Origin of the sequence: Pectobacterium jejuense (assembly GCF_026800125.1) — a bacterium.
Taxonomy (GTDB): domain Bacteria; phylum Pseudomonadota; class Gammaproteobacteria; order Enterobacterales; family Enterobacteriaceae; genus Pectobacterium; species Pectobacterium jejuense.
Genome location: NZ_JAPQKX010000006.1, coordinates 17,899 through 36,887, shown reverse-complemented (window position 1 = coordinate 36,887; position 18,989 = coordinate 17,899). Strand labels below are relative to the sequence as shown.

The window sequence follows — 18,989 nt, the reverse complement described above, 5'->3', positions numbered from 1 at the left end:
CTTTATTTGTAAGGAGCATCATGCTGACAGAGCAGTTTATTCAACAGACATACCTGAAACACATGAACCTCTTCCTGCATCAGGATGAGTGGCAGGCGGATATCAGTAACGATCTGCAGGACTACATGAATACGGATATCGTGTTTCATAGCCAGCGATTGTTACCTGTTATGCAGTTTATGCTCGATCAGATCCCCGGCAATCGGCAGCTACGGGCTCGTTGTCAACTGAGTGAGCGAATCTTGACACTGTGGATTTTGGGGCTGGATGCGTTGGCCACAGCTAGTGGCAATACACGATTGTTGCCGAGGTCCTCTCCGGAGAGCAGCGGCAGGGTTGACTGTTTATTACCAGGCGATCCGTCGGCATTACTGGATTTGTCGGATGCCGACTTTATCCAACTGACGGCACAAGGTGAGCTGCATACTGATGATGTCATCCCTCGTACCCAACTGGAGCAAACGATACAGCACTGGTCACGGTTTGAATCCTGGTTGAGTCGCGCGTTGGCGCAGACGGGAGAGCACTGTGTAGCGCAGTTGGCTGCATTGCAGCGGCATTGTGACGTTGATGAACGGGTTGTCCGGCGTTTTGACACGGATTTTGGGTTTATCACTGTGAACCTGGGGCCGGTTAATCCAGAGAGCGTGAGTGCGACAGACCCGGTTGAGTTCGTCAAACGGGTTTGCCGCCGCGAGATATACCCTGTTGCGCTGGAGAGCCGGATTCACTATCACAATGGTGCCATCATCGGTCGTTTTTCCGTTCAGAAAGATGTCGCGAACGTGAATCAGCTGACCGCGGCAGACTACGGTGACGTTGTGCGGCAGGCGATAGTCTGGCTGCGTGACGAACGACGACGTCTGAAGCTCGATAACTACTCACCGGCGCCAGCATTGCGTCTGGTTGCCTGACTGATTACTTAACTTTTTACCCGGCAGGGGAACGCCCTGCGGGCCTCCTGCCATCCCTCATTTTGCCAGGAGTACACCATGTGCATTATTCATGAATACATTCAGCATGCGTATCAGCGGACATTAGGTTACGCACCAGATTATGACGATATATGTTGGCAGTTGGATGAGGATGCCGGTATTACTTACGTTAATACGCAGACATTGTTTGAAAACGAGCAACTGACGGCTGTAATGGAAACCATGTTGGAGCGTCTTGATACAGATGACGTTAAGCGTGAGCGCAGCCGGAAAGTTCTGACGTTGTGGATAAACGCCACGAACTGGCAGGCTAATGGTAACGGAGTAGAACATGGGTATTTGTATCTTCCCCGTGTTCACCCGCAAATCAGTGGCCGAACCGACCAGTTGCTGCGCGCTGACATCATGCCTCTCTACGAACTGGATGAAGCGGCGTTTCGTGAAGCCTCTGGACAGAGCGACAGTTTGCCGGATGAGTACGTGACTTTGGCGCAATTTCGGCAGAGTGAACGTTATTGGTTCCGCTTCATGGATCACCTAGAGCGGTCATTACGGGATGTCTCTCATCAGTGTGCAGAAACGCTGACGCAGTTTGTCAGCGCCTGTGCATTTGAGGAAAAAGAGATACGGCGTTGGCGTGGTAGTGCCGGTGAAATACGTTTATACATGTCTCCACAGTCCATTGACGAGATAGATATCATGGAGTTTGAGGATGATTTTTTGACCCAGCATGTCGATGCGATTGCCGCAGGAATTTATGTACCAGTGACCTTCCGTGCCGATATTCATTATCGCAATGGTGCTGTAATGAAGAGTTTTACGGGTGATACGGAAGTCAATGATCCTGAACGCCCGAATACATCGGATTATTATGAGGTTATGGTCGATACAATTGGGTGGATTAGGGAGGAGTCAGAACACGTTGTATCGTTGATGAACACTGCCAGTCTGTCTATATCCTCGTTAAATAAACTGGCGGCTTAACAACAGAAGGCTCTCCTCTCGGGGGAGCTTTCTTTTTATATTTTTTTAACTGATGAGATTATATTATTGCTTTTTATTTAATTTTCCCAGGATATATTTTCACTATTGATCGCCCATACTATTTCAAATAGACAATCGCTTCATTATCTTAAGTGAAAATTTCAGTATAAGTGCGTATTCTGCGCAATTTTTTGCTCAATTTATTTACTGTTTCCCGTTGTCTGTGGGAAGTCGCCCTGTTTCTTGGGTCTGTCGGTGGTGATTTTGTCATGCACTCAGCTATCGACAACCACAACTAGTCGATAACATTTAGCTGCTCGCAGGCCAGCAATCGGTTCTGCTAGAATTGCTCAAAAAACCTACATTGCACTACTCTTGAAACCGACGATCGGCACAGCTTGATTAACATATTCCAGTGCCGTTGAGCGCATTCCATTGTTAGCCTGTCCTGAGCATAAAGAAAATAGCGTTCATTACGGCACGATTATTAACACATTTACAATGCGTACCCAGCGAGCGATGATTTTTGTGTTCCAGGATAAGAGCAGCGATTTTTCCCAGAGTTTATCACTGAGCTACCAATTACTGCCCGCAATATCCCCCCTCAGAAATAATCATTATTAATGATTATTTCTTTTGGGATAGGTTATTAGTCATTCAATGACTGTTTGCAGTCGTGAGTTTCTCTTCATGAGAAACGCTTGAGCCGAGTTTCGGAGCGGTTGCATTGACCAGTACCGCTGCATTACCGAATATACCTCCGTTTAATAACTCTTGGTGCGCATAAGGTATTTCATAAAAATGAAAGACTTTGTTCATGGTGGGGATAATCTTTCTTTGATTAACAAGATTAAGAAACTCATTACATTCACGGATATTGGCATAGTGAGAACCTTGTATTCTTTTCTGATGCATCCATAAATGGCGCACGTCAAAGTCACAATTATAACCCGAGGTTCCCCCCACTGTGACTACCATACCTGAGTGATCGCAGATTTGTAGTGATGTAGGGAAAGTATCTTGTCCTGAGTGCTCAATGACCAGTTTGGGCAGTTCTTTTTTTCCTAAGGCCTTAAAGAAGTCGCGTCTGAAATTGGCGAATGCTCTGGACCATGACGTATGTTCATCGGAAGTCACATCGGGAAGTCGACCGAAATGTGAGTATTTTTTCCTGACGATATATCCTACGGCCCCCAGTTTGCGAACATATTCTCCTTTCTCTTCACTTGACACAACCGCGACGGGGAGCCCACCGAGGGCTTTCACAATTTGTACCGATAATGAACCCAATCCTCCAGCTGCTCCCCATATGAGAACGGCATCGCCTGGTTTGACGTTATTTGGTGCCCAGTGAGTGAGTTGTTTGTAGGCTGTGGGTCCATTGAGCATCAGGGTCGCGCTCTCTTCCCAAGTCAGAAAGTCAGGTTTGGGAAAGCATTGATAGTCTTCAACGATTGTAAATTCTGCAAATGATCCGTAATTCCTTTCATAACCATAGATTTCCTGACTGCGGGTAAACATCGGATCGTTAGAAAGGCGTGATTCAAGCGAGGTAGCGTCATATACCGAGCAGGAAACCACCACGGCATCACCGATGCTGACGTTACTAACATTATGACCAACAGAGTAAACAATACCTGCCGCTTCTGAACCACCAATATGAAACGGCTCAGCATCTTTATTTCTTTTACGGCGCGCTGAGATAACATCGACGGGTTTTCCTAATGCGGCCCAGACATTATTATAATTCAGTCCTGCCGCCATCACTTTAATAAGAACCTGATTAGGTAATAATTTCGGAATGCTGACGGTTTCCTGTTGAATTGCAGTAATAGGATCGCCATAACGCTCTGGGCGAATCAGATAAGCTTTCATCTCTTTAGGAACAGAATAATTTGTCGTCATGTTGAACTCCTTGTCGAAACGAATAAATCTATCAATCTGCTTTATATCAGATCGCGTTGGTGGCATTACTCATCCGTGAAACGCCATGACTGGCGTTCCACTAACACGTATAAATAAAAATCGTTCTGCTACGCTTTAACTAGTAAGTTTCATAGTGTTGCCTCAGTGGCTTTACTCTTTAGTACAATGCCGGTTCCTGTTGCGCAAATACCACCTCTTGCGCTGATTAGCGTGGCAGAAATAAAAGCGACATTATTGTTTTTATTATCGATGCGCGCCTCGACTCGACATGGTTTTTTACGTATCACACGTAAAATTTTGACAGAAAGTTCAACCACGCCAGCGGGTTCACGACCCAGAGCGTTAAATCCACATAGGCCTATTGCTGACTCCAGAGCTGCGCTGATCACTGCACCGTTAATACCGAGAGATGTGAGTACACCAAAGCCTCCCTGATGGCAGGGGTTGTCGTCATTTATTTCCATAACAACCGCATCGTCCTTTATTTCAATAATGTTAAATCCCAAGGCTTTAAATAAAGCCGAGTTATTGAAAAGAGAAGTCAGGTCATTTTCAGTCATAACTATTCTCCTGCATCAATATTCTCGCGATATCTGATTTTTTATCACGCCAATATATTTATTATTCATTTTTAATATATTCAGTTTTTCGATTTTTTCTTGCGGAATTGCTCCTCTTTCGGATCGTTTTTTTTTCTGTTTCACCAAGTAAATCAGATAAGTTTTTTGCCGTATGAGCGACATATTCTGTCAGCAGTTCAAAATGGCTCCCCGGCGTGATGATGCTTTTCACCAAATTTGGCCATTCATTCGCCCAACGTTCCGGTTGTGCGGACGCTGGATAATCTTTGGCCTGAAGCAGCAGCGTTGGTGTTTTCAAGTGAGAGGGTGTCCACTGCCTGCCGAATAATTCGAGATACCAGGCCATCGCCATGACTGAGGTGTCCTCGTCCGACCAGAATTCGCCTTTGGCTGCAAACCATGTGCGCAGTACATCGCCCATTGTGGCTTCATTCATGGCTGATGGCGGAAAGCTGTCGATTAATACTACGGCTTTAGGTTGTCGGCCGCGAGCCTCCAACTGGTGAGCTGCGGCATGTGCGACGAGCCCGCCAGTTGAGAAGCCTACCAGCGTAAAATCGCGCCCCGATGTGCCTCTCTCTATTGCCGTTGCCAGCGCCGTCGCCGCCGCGTAGTCTGTGCCAGGCAAGGGCTCGCCATGATATCCCGGCAACGGCACGGTCAGTATGCTGTACCGATCGCTCAAGGCTGAACTTAAGCGCTGATAGGTTAAATTTGCTGCGGCGGGAATGAATGAGTTAAGGCAAACCAGCAGCGGTTTTTCCCGATCGTTACGCAGCCACACTGTCTCTGGCGCGTGCTGTTCGTGCTGTCTGTGCGAGAAATGCTCGCGTAGGCGCGCCGCGCCGGTCAGCACGCTAAGTCCTTCCTGCGTCATGTTTTGCTGCACAGCTTGCCGTAGCAGGTGGTAGAACCTGTCAGCGTCTTTTTTTATATCAATGTGTGCCTCTGCTGCGGTAGCGTGCTTTTCCTCGGTCAGAATATTCAGTAAGAATTGCGCCAGCGCTTGCGGCGTCGAATGGTCAAAAATTGCCGTAGCGGGAATGCGGACACCAAATGTTTGTGATAATCGGCTTCCCATTTCCATCGAGGTAAGAGAGTCGAATCCCAGTGTAATGAATTCCACGTCGCTTCTTATGGACTCCGGATCGGGATGACTCAATACTTCACCCGCGTATTGAATGATCACGTTAAGCAGATAAGGCAACCGCTCTTTTTCCGGCATGTTTGCGATCTGTGGTGATGCACTGACGCTGTTTCTTGCTGCTGTGCGAGCTGGGAGTACTTCCGCCAATAGCGGGGTGTCGCCTTGCTCGCGTAGCGCTTCCAGATTTAAACGCGCAGGTATCAGCAGCGGCGGATGGTTCACTACTTGTGCACCGACAACGGTATCCAGGAAGGCCAGGCCTTGTGGGCGAGAAAGCGGGATTTGGCCTGTTGCGATAATATGTTGTATATCGTCGTCACCAAGTTTCTCCCCCATTTCCGAACGTTCGGCCCACATACCCCAGGCCATTGCGGTCGCAGGAAGACCCTGATGTCGCCGATGGTACGCCAGTGCATCCAAAAAGGCGTTGGCGGCGGCGTAATTTCCCTGTCCTTTTTGCGCAAGAATGCTGACCGCAGAAGAATAGAGAATGAATGCCTCAAGATCGTGATGCTGCGTGAGCTGATGCAGATTCCAGGCGGAAACGGCTTTAGACTGTAAAACGTTATCTATCTGCTCTGCACTCATTGTTTTCAGCGTCGCCGTATCCACACTTCCTGCTGTGTGAATGACGGCGGTGAGCGGATGTGCCGTCGGTATAGTATCAAGCAGTGAGGCCACGGCTGCCACGTTGGCGATATCACAGGCGACAATCGTCGCCTGTGCGCCAAGCTCGGCGAGGTCTTTTAATAACGCATTGGCGCCTGGCGCGCCCTTACCGCGTCGGCTGGCAAGAAGCACGTGACGAACGCCGTGATGCTCCACCAGATGTTTCGCGATAACTTTGCCCAGCGCGCCCGTACCGCCGGTGATGAGTACGGTGCCGTCAGGGTTAAGGTTACGGCTCGGGTTTTCCGGCTGGTCGGCGTGGTTGTAATCGGTAAGGTCGCCATTGCCGGCGGCTTTTACCAGTCGCGGGGTGAGTATTTTACCCTCGCGTAACGCCAGTTGAGGCTCATGGCACAGCGTGTTAATCGCGGTATGAATAGAAGACAATGCTGTGTTTTCTACCTCATTGATATCAAGCAGGTAGAATCGTCCTGGATATTCAAGCTGTGCGGTGCGCACTAATCCCCAGAGTGGGGACTGGGCGAGATTCGGGACATTCTCTCCATCATTGGTGGCTATTGCGCCTTGCGTCACGATAAGAAGGGGGACATCTGCGGTACGTGGCTCGTCGATCCACGTTTGCAGAGCATTGAGTACGCAGTGTGTCGGGTTATGATCGATAAACTCAGGGGTATCGTCGCCATCCGGCGCGATGAAGACGGCGATCTCATCTGGCTGCGGTGAGAACGTCGCCAGCGCTTGATGCATATCGTCATACGTGCAGGAAGTATCGTGCTCCTTGATGAGTCTGGATAAACGCTTCCGTAACCTGTTTTGCGGAATAATCCAGTGAGTTTTCGGCTTCGTGGTGGATGAGTCTGGCGCAATCTCGCGCCATGCCAGACGGTAAAACGGCGGACGTGACGGGGCAAGGCGCGGTGAGTTTGACGATTTCAGCACTATGGAGTCGATGATTGCGGCTGCTCGACCGGTATCATCCGCGAGTCGTAACGCATATTCGCTGTAGCCTGATGTCGATGGCTCAGTGGTTTTTCGCACCAGGTGACCTCGCAGACGCTGTGCACCTCTGATGTATTGCCGTATCCCGCTCAGGGAGAAAAGTAAACGGGGCTGAATGTTTTCTTCGCTTGGTTTCAGTTGCTCCAGTAATGCCGCTTGCATTCCCGCGTCTAGCAGGGTCGGGTGCAGAATGAAATCCTCTCCCAGTTCCGCATGACTCTCTGGCGACGTGGCTTCGATATACAGCCCGTCTTCGTGCTCCCATACATTAATGAGCCTTTGAAATGCGTTACCTAGAATCACACCCTGAGCAGCGAGGTGTTCATAAATCGGGGTAAAATCAACGGGTTTGGCGTCGGCGGGCGGCCAGTTGTCATTATGAAAATCCGGCCACTCCGGTGATAACTTTTCGTCTGGTACAAGACGGCAAGTGGCATAGCGTTTCCAGGGAGCCATCTGATACTCACGCGGTTCTGGATCGCCAGGCTGATGAAAATAGGCTTCCACCGTTCTACCGCCATCCGCTTCTGGTGGGCTGACATGGAGTTGGATGGACGTGGGAATACACTCATTCAGAGGCAAAATCGCGTGCAGGAAGAGATCGTCAAGACGCTGGCAGCCAAACTGCTCCCCGATAGACAGTATCATCTCTGCGGTCATCGTCCCCGCGCCTGCGGGGATGTCGGCGACCCGGTGCTCCAGTATCCAAGGGTGTCTGGCTGCGTCTAATTGTCCGGTAAAAATCCAGCTTTGCTGAGCAGCGCTATCGATCCCTGTATGTAAAAAAGGATGACTAACCGCAAAAAATCCACCATTTAAGGTTGGGCGTGTCTGTGGCGCTTGCAACCAATAGCGACGGTGCTGGAAGGGATAGGTAGGTAGCGGTACGATCGGTGTCTGAACGAGCAGTTTCCTCCAGTCCAGTGGTTGCCCTTGTGCGTACAATTTGGCCAGAGCGGCAAAGAAGGGGCGTAACTCATCCCGCCCTTTACGCAAGGGAGCAATCCACGCTGCGCTGGGAACACCGTTGGATTCGCCGACTATACTGGCTCGACCCAAAGCCGTCAGTACGCCGTCAGGGCCGACCTCCAACGCGACAACGATATTGTGTGTCTCAAGCCATTGTATGGCAGCGTCGAATCGCACCGCACAGCGGGCTTGATTTGTCCAATACTCAACGGAACAGGCCTGTTCATTGGTCAGCCGTTGACCGGTCACCGTTGAAACAATTGGAATGGCGGGAGCCTGAAATGACAGCGTTGACAGGGTACGGCGTAAGGTATCAACGATGCCATCAATATGGGGCGAGTGAAAGGCGTGGCTGGTTCTTAAGCGATGTGTACGGTAGCCGCGTGCGCGCCACTCTTCTGCAAGGCTCAGCACCTTGTCGGTGTCACCGGATATCACTACAGAAGACGGCGAATTAATCGCGGCGATCGCAATGCATTCTTTATATTTCTGCAACGACGGCAACATCTCCGCCTCACTTGCTTCAATAGCAACCATCGTACCATCGGCAGCGATGGACTCCATCAGCCGCCCACGCGTTGCAACAAATATCGCGGCATCGGCCAGACTGAATATGCCAGCGATATGCGCGGCGGCGATCTCGCCAATGGAGTGGCCGATCAGTACATCTGGCTGTACGCCGAGATGCATGACAGTCCGGCACAGCGCGACTTCGAACGCGAATAACGCCGCCTGGGTAAAATCGGTACGATCCAGCAGCAGCGCGTCGGTACTGTTCTGTTCGGCGAACATGACGGTTTTAAGGGGTTGCGACAGCAGCGGATCGAGATGCTGGCAGACGTCGTCGAACGTGTGAGCAAAAACCGGAGATTGATGGTATAGCCCTTGTCCCATTGTCGGCCACTGTGCACCTTGCCCCGTAAAAAGGAAAGCGACGTTGCCTGACGGAGAACGGACGCCTTGAATGATGCCGGGAGCGTAGCGATTGGCGGCCAATGCCTCCAGTGCGATAAGCGCATTGTTACTGTCTTCTGCGGTAATCACGGCACGATAGTCAAAATGGGTGCGGGTGGTGGCTAGCGAATAGGCGATGTCGGGCATCGAGCTTGCATTCTGAGTCAACCATGCGTGCAACTGCTTGGCCTGAGCGCACAGCCCGTCTGGTGAGGCCGCAGACAACGGTAGCGCGATGCCAGGCACGGGGAAAGTCCTTGCAGGTGCGGCTTCTTGCACCGGAGGCGCAATTGACGGAGCCTCTTCGAGAATAAGGTGAGCGTTGGTGCCGGAAAAGCCAAATGATGATACCGCTGCGCGTTTGGGACGCCCGGTATCAGGCCAGTCGCGTGCCGTGTTGAGTAACTTAATGTTGCCTCGTGACCAGTCTATTTTTCCGGACGGTGTCTCGGCATGCAGCGTTTTGGGCAAGCGCCCGTGCCTGAGAGCCATCACCATCTTGATGACGCTGGCGACGCCAGCGGCAAGCTGGGTATGGCCGATATTGGATTTTAGTGAGCCAAGCCATAGCGGTTGATCGTCAGACCGATGTTTGCCATAGGTGTTGAGCAGTGCATGTGCTTCAATAGGGTCGCCAAGCGTGGTGCCGGTGCCGTGCGCTTCTACGACATCAATATCGGAAAAGGTCAGCTCCGCATTATTCAGCGCCTGACGGATGACCTGTTCCTGCGCAGGGCCGTTTGGCGCAGTCAGCCCGTTGCTGGCACCATCCTGATTAATTGCGCTCCCTCTAATCACGGCGAGTACGCTGTGACCCGCTTGTAATGCATCGGAGAGTTTCTCCAGCAAAATAAGCCCAACGCCTTCAGAAAACCCCGTTCCGTCGGCATGGTCAGAAAAGGCTTTACATCTTCCGTCTGCGGCAAGACCGCCTTGACGGGTGAACTCGGCAAAGACCTCTGGAGAAGCCATAATCGTTGCTCCGCCTGCGATAGCAAGCGAACACTCGCCGCTCTTCAGTGAGCGAATGGCTTGATGGATCGCAGTGAGAGACGCAGAGCAGGCGGTATCTACCGTGATAGCCGGACCGTTAAGTCCCAATGTGTAAGCGATGCGCCCGGAACTGATGCTGCTCAGGCTGCCTTGTAAGCGATAACCGTCGGCGGCGGGGTTGCGCCGCTCGATATCGCTGAGATAGCCGTTGTGCGTGGCGCCAATAAAGACGCCGGTCTGACTGTTTTTTAGCGTGGCGGGAACGATACCAGCACGCTCCAGAACTTCCCAACTCACCTCCAGCAGTAGGCGTTGCTGAGGATCCATCGCCAGTGCCTCACGATCGGATATCTTAAAGAAGCCCGCGTCGAAGCCTGCTGCATCCTCCAGAAACCCGCCTTTCCAGGCGTTGGCGACGGCGCTGAGTGCCGGGTTTTGTTCAAAGAGCGTCTTCACGTTCCATCCCCTATCGGCAGGGAAGGGGCCGATGGCGTCCTCGTCATTGGACAACTGTTGCCAAAGCTGTTCGGGAGAATGAATGCCGCCGGGTAAACGACAGCCCATTGAAATAATGGCGATAGGTTCATGCGCCGCCTGCGTCAAATCCTGATTACGCTGTTTCAACTGTTCGTTCAGCAACAGGCTGTGGCGTAACGCTTCAACCAGACGCGGATCGGTGGTTCCTTCGCCCGCGGCGGTATTTTTCGCGGCGTGACTCTCTTTTGGATGCGTCATAGCATTTTCTCCTTGTCAGACAGAGCCATAGACACCAGCTCATCCAGACTTGCGGACTCAATATCGGTAACCTGAGGCTTTTTCGATGCGTCCTCCACGGGGGCGATGCCGTTTGCTATCTGAAGTAATTTATCCAGCAAGCCGGCATCACGTAGGCTGGCAAGCGGAATGCCGGCAATACGCTCGCGTAAGTGCGATTCATCCTCTTCCGCCATCACGGCGTTGGTCGTCGCATCCTGCCCCGCGAACAGTTCCGCATCGAGATATTCCGCTAGCGCGACAGGGGTCGGGTAGTCATACGTCAGGGTTGCCGGTAGACGCAGGCCGGAAACTGCCGCCAGACGGTTGCGTAACTCCAGTGCCATGAGCGAGTCGATACCGCTCTCTTTAAATGACTGTTCGGGCGCGAGAAGTGAACCGTTATCAAGGCCAAGTATGCTCGCGATGTTATCGGTGATGGCGGCCTGTAACTGTTTTAGCCGAGCACTGGATTCCAGCGTGGATAGCAATTTTCGTAGGTCGGGCATTTTTTCTCCGCCCGATGACGACCTACGCGCGATTGCGGGACCCGCCAACCGCTCAAATAACGGATGAAGGCGCCCTGACTGTGCATTTTTACGCAACATCTGCGGGTTCAACGGCGCTGCGGTATAAACCGCGTAAGGTAATGCCAGCGATGCGTCGATCATCGCATTCCCATGTTCTGGTGTGATAGGCGCCAGACCCGTTCGCGCGATACGCGCGTTGTCGGTATCGCTGAGCCGGCTCGATAGCCCGGTGACTGGCTGCCACCAGCCCCAGGCAAGGGACGTGGCACTCAAACCCTGCTGGCGGCGGTTATGTGCCAGTGCGTCCAGCGCGTTGTTCGCAGCAGAGTAGTTGCCTTGCCCCGGACTACCCAGCGTTCCCGCGCTGGATGAGTAGAGAACGAAAGCCGCGAGATCATGTGTGCGGGTTTTATGGTGCAAATGCCAAACTGCGTCGATTTTGGGTGAAAATACTGTATCGAGGCTTTCCGCTGTCAGGTTGGCGATGGTGGCGTCGGCCAGTACGCCAGCGGTATGGAACACGCCGGTTAGCGGATGTGTGGCTGGAATCGCTGCGAGTAGTTTATCCAACGCCTGAGGGTCGGTGGTATCGCAGGCGACGATCTTGACTGTTGCCCCTGCGCTTTCCAGTTCTGCTTGCAATTGTACCGCGCCATCGGCGCGTAAGCCGCGACGGCTGGCCAATATCAGGTTTTTGCTCTGGTGTGACGCCACCAGATGCCGAGCGAGCAGCCCGGCCAGCGTCCCCGTTCCTCCGGTAATCAACACCGTACCATCGGGATTGAGTTGCTGGGGAAACGTCAACACCACTTTGCCAGTATGACGACCTTGTTGCATCAACCGGAATGCGGATACCGCTTCTCTGATATCAAAGGCGGTGATTGGCAAGGGCGCTAGTGACCCCGCGCGCATTAACGATAACAGCGTGGTAATCATCTCCGCGGTCAGTTCGGGATCTTTGTCCGGTCGGTCAAGATAGTGATAAACCAGATCCGTAGGAAAATCCTCGCGAATATCGGTTTTGCCCAGTTCGACAAAGCGTCCCCCTGAAGCCATTAGCGACATAGAGGCATCGATAAATTCTCCGGTAAGCGAGTTGAGTACCACATCAATCCCTTTATCACTCAGTAACGGACGGAATTGCCCGGTGAACTTAAGGTTGCGTGAACTGGCGATGTGATCGTCGGCGATACCGAGTTGGCGCAGGACTGGCCATTTATCTGGATGTGCGGTGGCAAACACTTCCGCCCCCAGGTGATGCGCCAATTGAACGGCTGCTTGGCCGACACCCCCTGCCGCCGCGTGAATCAATACACGTTCGCCCTGACGCAGCGAGGCGAGTTGCATCAACGCGTAGTAGGCGGTAAGAAAGGCGATGGGGATGCCAGCGGCTTGCGCGAAAGTCCAGTCGTCAGGAAGACGGAAAGTCGTCGCTCGGTCGGCGATGACCGTTGGCCCGAAAGCGCCTTCAGTCAGCACCATCACGCGATCGCCAATGTTGAAGTCTTTAACATTCGTCCCGACTTCTGTGATGACGCCGGATGCTTCCGTACCGAATTCATGCTGCGGCGCGATTAATCCCAGTGCGCATACGACATCATAGAAATTAACGCCGGCCGCACGCACGCTGAGTCGAATCTGTTCCTTACCGAGCGGCGCGCCAGCTTCAGGAGCGGGTTTCAACACCAGATTGTCGAGATTTCCGGCGTCCGAAATATCCAGACGCCACAGAGCGCTATCGGACGGTGGGGTTAGCAGTCCGGTTTTCACTGTTCTGGTCAGATGCGGAATGAGCAGTTGCCCCTGACGCACTGCCAATTGTGGACGATCGCTAGCCAGCGCTGCGCTGAGTAATGCGGTATCGATGAAAGGACGATCGGTATCAAGCAGAACGAGGCGGCCTGGATTCTCGTTCTGTGCCGAGTGGAGTAACGCCCATGCGCTGCTCTGTGCGACATCCAACTGTTCATGTGAACCGTGTTCTGTCGCATGGTGCGTAATCACCAGCAGCGTGGTGTTGGCCATGCTTTCATCGGCCAGCCAGGGTTGCAGATGGTTGATAACCTGTTCGCACATCGCACGAGTGGAGAGAGGCACATCGTCAGTCTGCGCCGGATTGTTACCTGGCAACGGCCAAATGAGTACCGTTGGTGCCGTGGATGACGCCAGTGCCGCGTTTAAGGCCGACAATGAATCATAGCGGGTGGAGATGTCTAGCGGACTGGCGTCGGTGGGATCGGTATCCAGCAACGCCCAACTGGCGGTTGAAGGAACATCTTTTGCTTTAGACGCGCTGGGCAGAGGGCTCCAGGTCGTGCGCAGCAGATCATACTCCGGCTGGATGCGTAACTGATTACGCAGATTATCCCGCGTAGTTTCCCGTAAGCTGAGCGTTTCAATGGCAACTACCGTTTCGCCCGTCTCATCAGTAGCAATCAGGCTGATATTCTCTGGCGTTTTCAAATGCAAACGTGCGCGTAACTGGCGTGGTTGTTTGTCAGCTATCGTCACACCGCTCAACGCGAACGGGAGTCGCAGCGTTGTCGCATCCTCGTTTTCGCTATCGGGCAGCGCGATGGTATGCAGTACGGTATCGAGCAGCGCAGGATGCAGAAGATGTCCGTTCGTCGACAGTTCTTCAGGCAAACTGGCTTCGGCATACAGGCTATCGCCATTGCGCCAGGCTGCACTAAGCCCTTTGAAGGCTGAACCATATTCATATCCAGCGGCAGAGAGCCGTTGATGAAGGTGGGCGAGATCCAACGGCTCACTGCCGGCTGGCGGCCAGTCCGCGTTGTCGAATGGGCGTTGTACCTGTTTTGAGGCATCGCGCTGTAATAACGCGTTGGCGTACAGTGTCCATTCCGGGGGGGCGTTCTCCTCGTCGCTATGATGCCGTGCATGGATCGTAACGGTACGTTGTCCTCGATCGTCAGGCCGTCCGACTCTGAGTTGCAGATCCAACTCCCCTTGTTCAGGCAGCACCAGCGGCGTTTGTATCACTACTTCCTCGATTTTTTGGTAGTCCGTGAGTAACGCGGCATAGCGCACCATATCCAGATAAGCGGTTCCTGGAACCAGAGCAACACCAGTGGCAGCGTGATCGGCGAGCCAGGGCTGACTGGCTAGCCCAATACGCCCGGTCAGCAGCATGCCTTCGTCGTCTGGAAGGTCGATGATTGCACTGAGTAATGCATGCTCCGTCGGTCGTTGTCCGACTGTGGCGACATTGCTGGCGGCAGGGGGCGTCAGCCAGTAGTGACGATGCTCGAAAGGATAGGTGGGGATATCCACGAGGTTGGCTGTAGGATGAAGCGCACGCCAGTTGAGGTTATGTCCGTTGACGTACAACTGTGCCATTGCCTGCGTTAGGCACTCAATGGCGGGTTTGTTACGCTGCATCGAACCGACGATCGTTGCTGTGCTGTCTGTTGTTTCTTCGAGCGCGGGCAGTAACACGGCGTGCGGGCTGCACTCCAGAAAGGCTACTTTACCCATTTTGTTCAATGCCGATATCGTGTCGAAAAAACGTACCGGGCAGCATAGGTTGTCACACCAGTATTTGGCGTTGAGGGTTGTGCCATCAAGAGGCATATCGGGCGCGTGGCCGTCCACGGTACTGTAAAAAGGAATGCGCGTGGCGCTAGGTTTTAAACCGGAAAATAGCTCCATCAGGATAGGGCGTAACGTATCGAGCTGAGGAGAATGGCCTGCGACATCTACCGCAATGCGTTTGGCGCGGATTCGCTCTTTTTTACAGCGACGGAGTAGCGCCTCGATCGATGTGGCAGCGCCTGAAACCACGGTTGCTGACGGGCTGTTGAAAACCGCGAGGGTAATCTCCCCATCATCTGGAGTCAGGAGGGCGCGAGTCTGTTCTTCGGAAAGGCCGAGCGTGGCCATGGCACCGTGTCCTGACTGGCTGAGCATCAGTCTTGATCGTAACGCCACGATCCTGATCGCATCTTGTAGCGACAAGGCACCTGCGATATAGGCGGCAGCGATTTCGCCCTGAGAGTGTCCCACGACGGCGTGCGGCGTAAATCCGAAAGATTGCCAGAGGCGAGCCAGTGCGGTCATCACCGCGAAAAGCGCTGGCTGCACGACGTCAACGCGATCCAAAGGCGGAGTGTCTGGGCTACCACGCAGCACGTCAATTAGCGACCAGTCGACATAGGCGCGCAGCGCGTCATCAACTTCGTCGATAGCCTGCCGGTAAACGGAAAAGGCGTTATACAGCTCCATTCCCATTTCAGGCCACTGCGACCCTTGACCAGGGAAGATGAATAACAGTTTTCCTGATTCGCTGGCGGGGGAGGCACCGACAGTTAGCGTCGGGTGATCCTGCCCATTTTCAAGCGATTGTAGCCCTTTTAACAGCGCTTCTTTTGATTGACCTCTGACGGCGGCTCGGTAGGGAAATTGACTACGTGAGATACCGAGTGAGTAACCCACATTAATGGGCTCGATAGCTTGTTGGTTAGCCAGATACTCCCGTAATTGCGCCGCTTTTTTACGCAGCGCAGTATCGGTTTTTGCAGCAATTGGCCAGAGCATCTCCTGTGGCACAGTGACAGCCTCGGTCTGCATGTGGCCATTCGACACCGATACTGGCGGTTGTTCCACGATGAGGTGACTATTGGTGCCAGAGACGCCGAATGAAGAGATTGCCGCACGATAGGGCCGATCGACCTGCGGCCAAGGGCGCGAAGCTGAGAGTAGCTGTATCGCACCGCTTGACCAGTCGACTTCATGAGAAGGTTCCGTAATGTGCAGACTGCGCGGCAACATATTGTGGCGGAAAGCCATCAGCATCTTGATCAGCCCGGCAACACCGGCGGCGGCTTGCGTGTGTCCGATGTTGGATTTGATTGACCCTAGAAGCAACGGCTGTTCGGCTGAGCGATGTCGGCCATAGGTTGCCATCAGAGCATTCGCTTCGATTGGATCGCCAAGACGAGTACCGGTGCCGTGCGCTTCAACCACATCGACATCCTGAGGCGTCAGGCCTGCGTTGGCCAGCGCGTGGCGAATCACCTGTTGTTGTGCGGAGCCATTGGGCGCGGTCAGTCCGTTAGAGGCGCCATCCTGATTGACTGCGCTGCCGCGGATGACGCCCAGAACCGTATGCCCGTTGGCCTGTGCCTGAGACAGCGGCTCGAGTAATAGCATGCCGATGCCTTCCGAGAGACCTACGCCGTCCGCTGACGCAGAAAAGGCTTTGCAACGGCCATCGGGCGCGAGCACGCGCTGTTGGGAGAAGTCGATAAGTACGCCTGGTGTTGGCATAATCGTGATACCGCCCGCTAATGCAAGTTTACAGTCATTGCTGCGTAGCGCTTCACAGGCTGTATGGATAGCCACTAACGAGGAGGAGCAGGCGGTGTCAATGGTCACCGCCGGTCCATGCAGGCCAAGGCTATAGGCTACCCTGCCGGAGGCGACGCAAGTGGCGGTTCCCATATAGCCGTAGCCTGAAACGTCTTCTGAGGCATGCTGAATCTGAGATCCATACTCTGTCGCCATGATACCGGCGTATATTCCGGTATTGGAACCATATAAGCTCGACGGCTCGATTCCTGCCCGTTCAATGGCTTCCCACGAGACTTCAAGCAGAAGTCGTTGTTGAGGTTCCAGAGTCAGGGCTTCACGTGGTGAGATGCCGAAAAATCCAGCGTCAAACAGCGGAGCGTCATATAAAAATCCGCTGGTGCGGGTGGATATTTTACCTAGTCGGCCCGGTTCCGGATCATACAGTTTGGTGATATTCCATCCACGATCCGACGGGTAATCACCGATTGCATCTCGCTCATTAACGAGTAAATCCCATAATGCTTCTGGACTGTTTACGCTGCCGGGATAACGGCACGCCATACCGATGATGGCAATAGGTTCATCGTGGTTACGTGTCTCCAGTGTTTCCTGCTCGTCATCGGATGATGAGAGGCCAAGCGCTTGTCTCAGATACTCGCTTAATGCACGCGGTGTCGGGTGATCGTAAACAAGCGTGGAGGGGAGTTCTATCCCTGTGGCGACTGAGAGTCCACGTGAGAACTCGACAACAGTCAATGAGGTAAATCCAATATCACGAAACGCCTGCATGTCCGAGGAAAAGGTTTCGCCCAGCAGCGCGCTGATTTCTCGTGATACGAGCTCCAGCAGGATGTCATATTGTTCCGATGGGCTACGATCTTGCAGCGCTAACCGATCGATATTGTCGTCTAGCGCGGTATTAAATGCATTAGCGGAAAGCGAAGAGGGCTCATTGGCGATGGGCGCGGTTTCATTTGCGTATGCTAGCGCAGTGCGATAGTGCTCCGCATGCTCAGGAAGAAGTTGATTGAATACGCTTGCCCAATCAACCGATGCGCCGTTGATAAACGCGTGAGTCAACGATTGAAGGAAACCCTCCCGATCGTTTTTCCGGCGATCGAGCGTGGAGATGGCGGCGCCTTTAACGCCGGCTTCGCGCAGATGTTCTTCTATGATGGAGGTCAGAACGGGGTGTGGGCTGACTTCAATAAAAAGACGATGCCCGTCGTTGATCAATGCCCGGATGCTGTTTTCGAACAAAACAGGCTCCCGCAGGATACGATACCAGTAGTCTGGCTGAAAATCTTCGTTGCTGTAGCGCACGCCGGAGACGGAAGAATAGTATGCCGCATGCGCTGAAGAGAGAATATCGTGCGGCGCGTGCGCTATTACCTCGGTTTTAAGTCTGTCCACCTGAGGAGAGTGCCCTGCAACCTCTCCACCCGGCACTTTCCAGGCCCAAAATCCCGCTTTAGTTAATTTGTTGAGTAGGGCTTCTGTGTCTGCTGTACCGCCACTTAATGTAACGCTTTTATTGCTGTTGATAGCGGCAATAGCCAGCCTGCCATCCCACTCTTTGAGTAATGGCGTAACATCTTCAACGGAGGCTGCGACCGACACCATCGCACCTTGTCCTTCAATGTTTGAGAGCGCTTTTCCCCACAGTGTCACCAGTTTGGTGGCGTCCTCCAGGCTTAAGTAGCCAGAGGAATAGGCTGCCGATGCTTCGCCGACAGAATGTCCGACCACGGCTGCTTCACGGATGCCAAAAGCTCTCCATGCATCCGCAAGCGCGGAGGATATCGTGAACTGTATGGGTTGGATTTGTTTCAGACGTGAGAAAGGCTCACCCGCCGCAAGTGCATCTGCTGGGTTCCAGTTCAGGTTGTCCTGAAATAGCGTACCGCTTTTATCCGCGCTTTGACGATAAGCGGGCAGTGCGTTGAGTAATTCAGAGGTCATTCCTGGCCACAAGGGGCCCTGCCCAGAGAAAACCAGTACTGGGTTTCCCCCCGCCGCCGCATTCCCTGTTAAAACGTTGCGCGCTGCGCGACCCTGCGAAAGTGACGTCAGTCCTTTGATCAACCCGGCTTTATCCGTCGCGAAGATGGCGCTACGAATTTCCGCATGCGGAATGGCGAATTGATGCAGACAAAACGTCGTTAATTCAGCGTCTGATAGGAATTCGATCTTGGTTCGCCAATGTTCGGCTACGCTGGCGAGCGCCGACGCTGATTCGCCAGAGAGTATAAGTGGCAGATTTAAGGCATCCATA

General features: G+C 53.1%; 6 protein-coding genes and 1 pseudogene. 2 read left to right on the top strand and 5 right to left on the bottom strand.

All coding sequences use genetic code 11. The annotated features are described in order from the left end of the window. Positions 1-20 precede the first annotated feature (20 nt). Both NXT09_RS12285 and NXT09_RS12280 read left to right on the top strand, forming a co-directional pair. Positions 21-914: a hypothetical protein gene (locus NXT09_RS12285; protein ID WP_268579846.1), complete on the top strand. Its 894-nt coding sequence runs from the start codon at positions 21-23 to the stop codon at positions 912-914. A gap of 78 nt (positions 915-992) precedes the next feature. Then, positions 993-1,919, top strand: a complete 927-nt coding sequence (locus tag NXT09_RS12280; protein ID WP_268579845.1) for a hypothetical protein — start codon at positions 993-995, stop codon at positions 1,917-1,919. Positions 1,920-2,151: 232 nt separating this feature from the next. Here the strand turns inward: NXT09_RS12280 and NXT09_RS12275 are convergent. From NXT09_RS12275 to NXT09_RS12255, 5 genes and pseudogenes are all read right to left on the bottom strand, one after another. Continuing rightward, positions 2,152-2,494: pseudogene (locus tag NXT09_RS12275) on the bottom strand (transposase); the annotation flags it as partial. 82 nt (positions 2,495-2,576) lie between these two features. Further along, on the bottom strand, positions 2,577-3,824 hold the full coding sequence (ccrA, locus tag NXT09_RS12270; RefSeq protein WP_268579844.1) for a crotonyl-CoA carboxylase/reductase: 1,248 nt from the start codon (positions 3,822-3,824) through the stop codon (positions 2,577-2,579). A gap of 149 nt (positions 3,825-3,973) precedes the next feature. After that, positions 3,974-4,405: a PaaI family thioesterase gene (locus tag NXT09_RS12265; protein WP_039313152.1), complete on the bottom strand. Its 432-nt coding sequence runs from the start codon at positions 4,403-4,405 to the stop codon at positions 3,974-3,976. Between the two features lie 61 nt (positions 4,406-4,466). Next, positions 4,467-10,853 carry a type I polyketide synthase gene (locus NXT09_RS12260; RefSeq protein WP_268579843.1) on the bottom strand — a complete coding sequence of 2,129 codons (6,387 nt, stop codon included), beginning with the start codon at positions 10,851-10,853 and terminating at the stop codon, positions 4,467-4,469. After that, positions 10,850-18,988, bottom strand: coding sequence for a type I polyketide synthase (locus tag NXT09_RS12255; RefSeq protein WP_268579842.1), 8,139 nt, complete (start codon positions 18,986-18,988; stop codon positions 10,850-10,852). The genes NXT09_RS12260 and NXT09_RS12255 overlap by 4 nt, the downstream gene beginning before the upstream one ends. Position 18,989 lies beyond the last annotated feature (1 nt).

Excerpts from the sequence above, each read along its gene's own strand:
- ccrA (WP_268579844.1), bottom strand. The coding sequence starts at position 3,824 with ATGACGACAAATTATTCTGTTCCTAAAGAGATGAAAGCTTATCTGATT.
- NXT09_RS12265 (WP_039313152.1), bottom strand. The coding sequence starts at position 4,405 with ATGACTGAAAATGACCTGACTTCTCTTTTCAATAACTCGGCTTTATTT.
- NXT09_RS12260 (WP_268579843.1), bottom strand. The coding sequence starts at position 10,853 with ATGACGCATCCAAAAGAGAGTCACGCCGCGAAAAATACCGCCGCGGGC.
- NXT09_RS12280 (WP_268579845.1), top strand. The coding sequence starts at position 993 with ATGTGCATTATTCATGAATACATTCAGCATGCGTATCAGCGGACATTA.
- NXT09_RS12285 (WP_268579846.1), top strand. The coding sequence starts at position 21 with ATGCTGACAGAGCAGTTTATTCAACAGACATACCTGAAACACATGAAC.
- NXT09_RS12255 (WP_268579842.1), bottom strand. The coding sequence starts at position 18,988 with ATGGATGCCTTAAATCTGCCACTTATACTCTCTGGCGAATCAGCGTCG.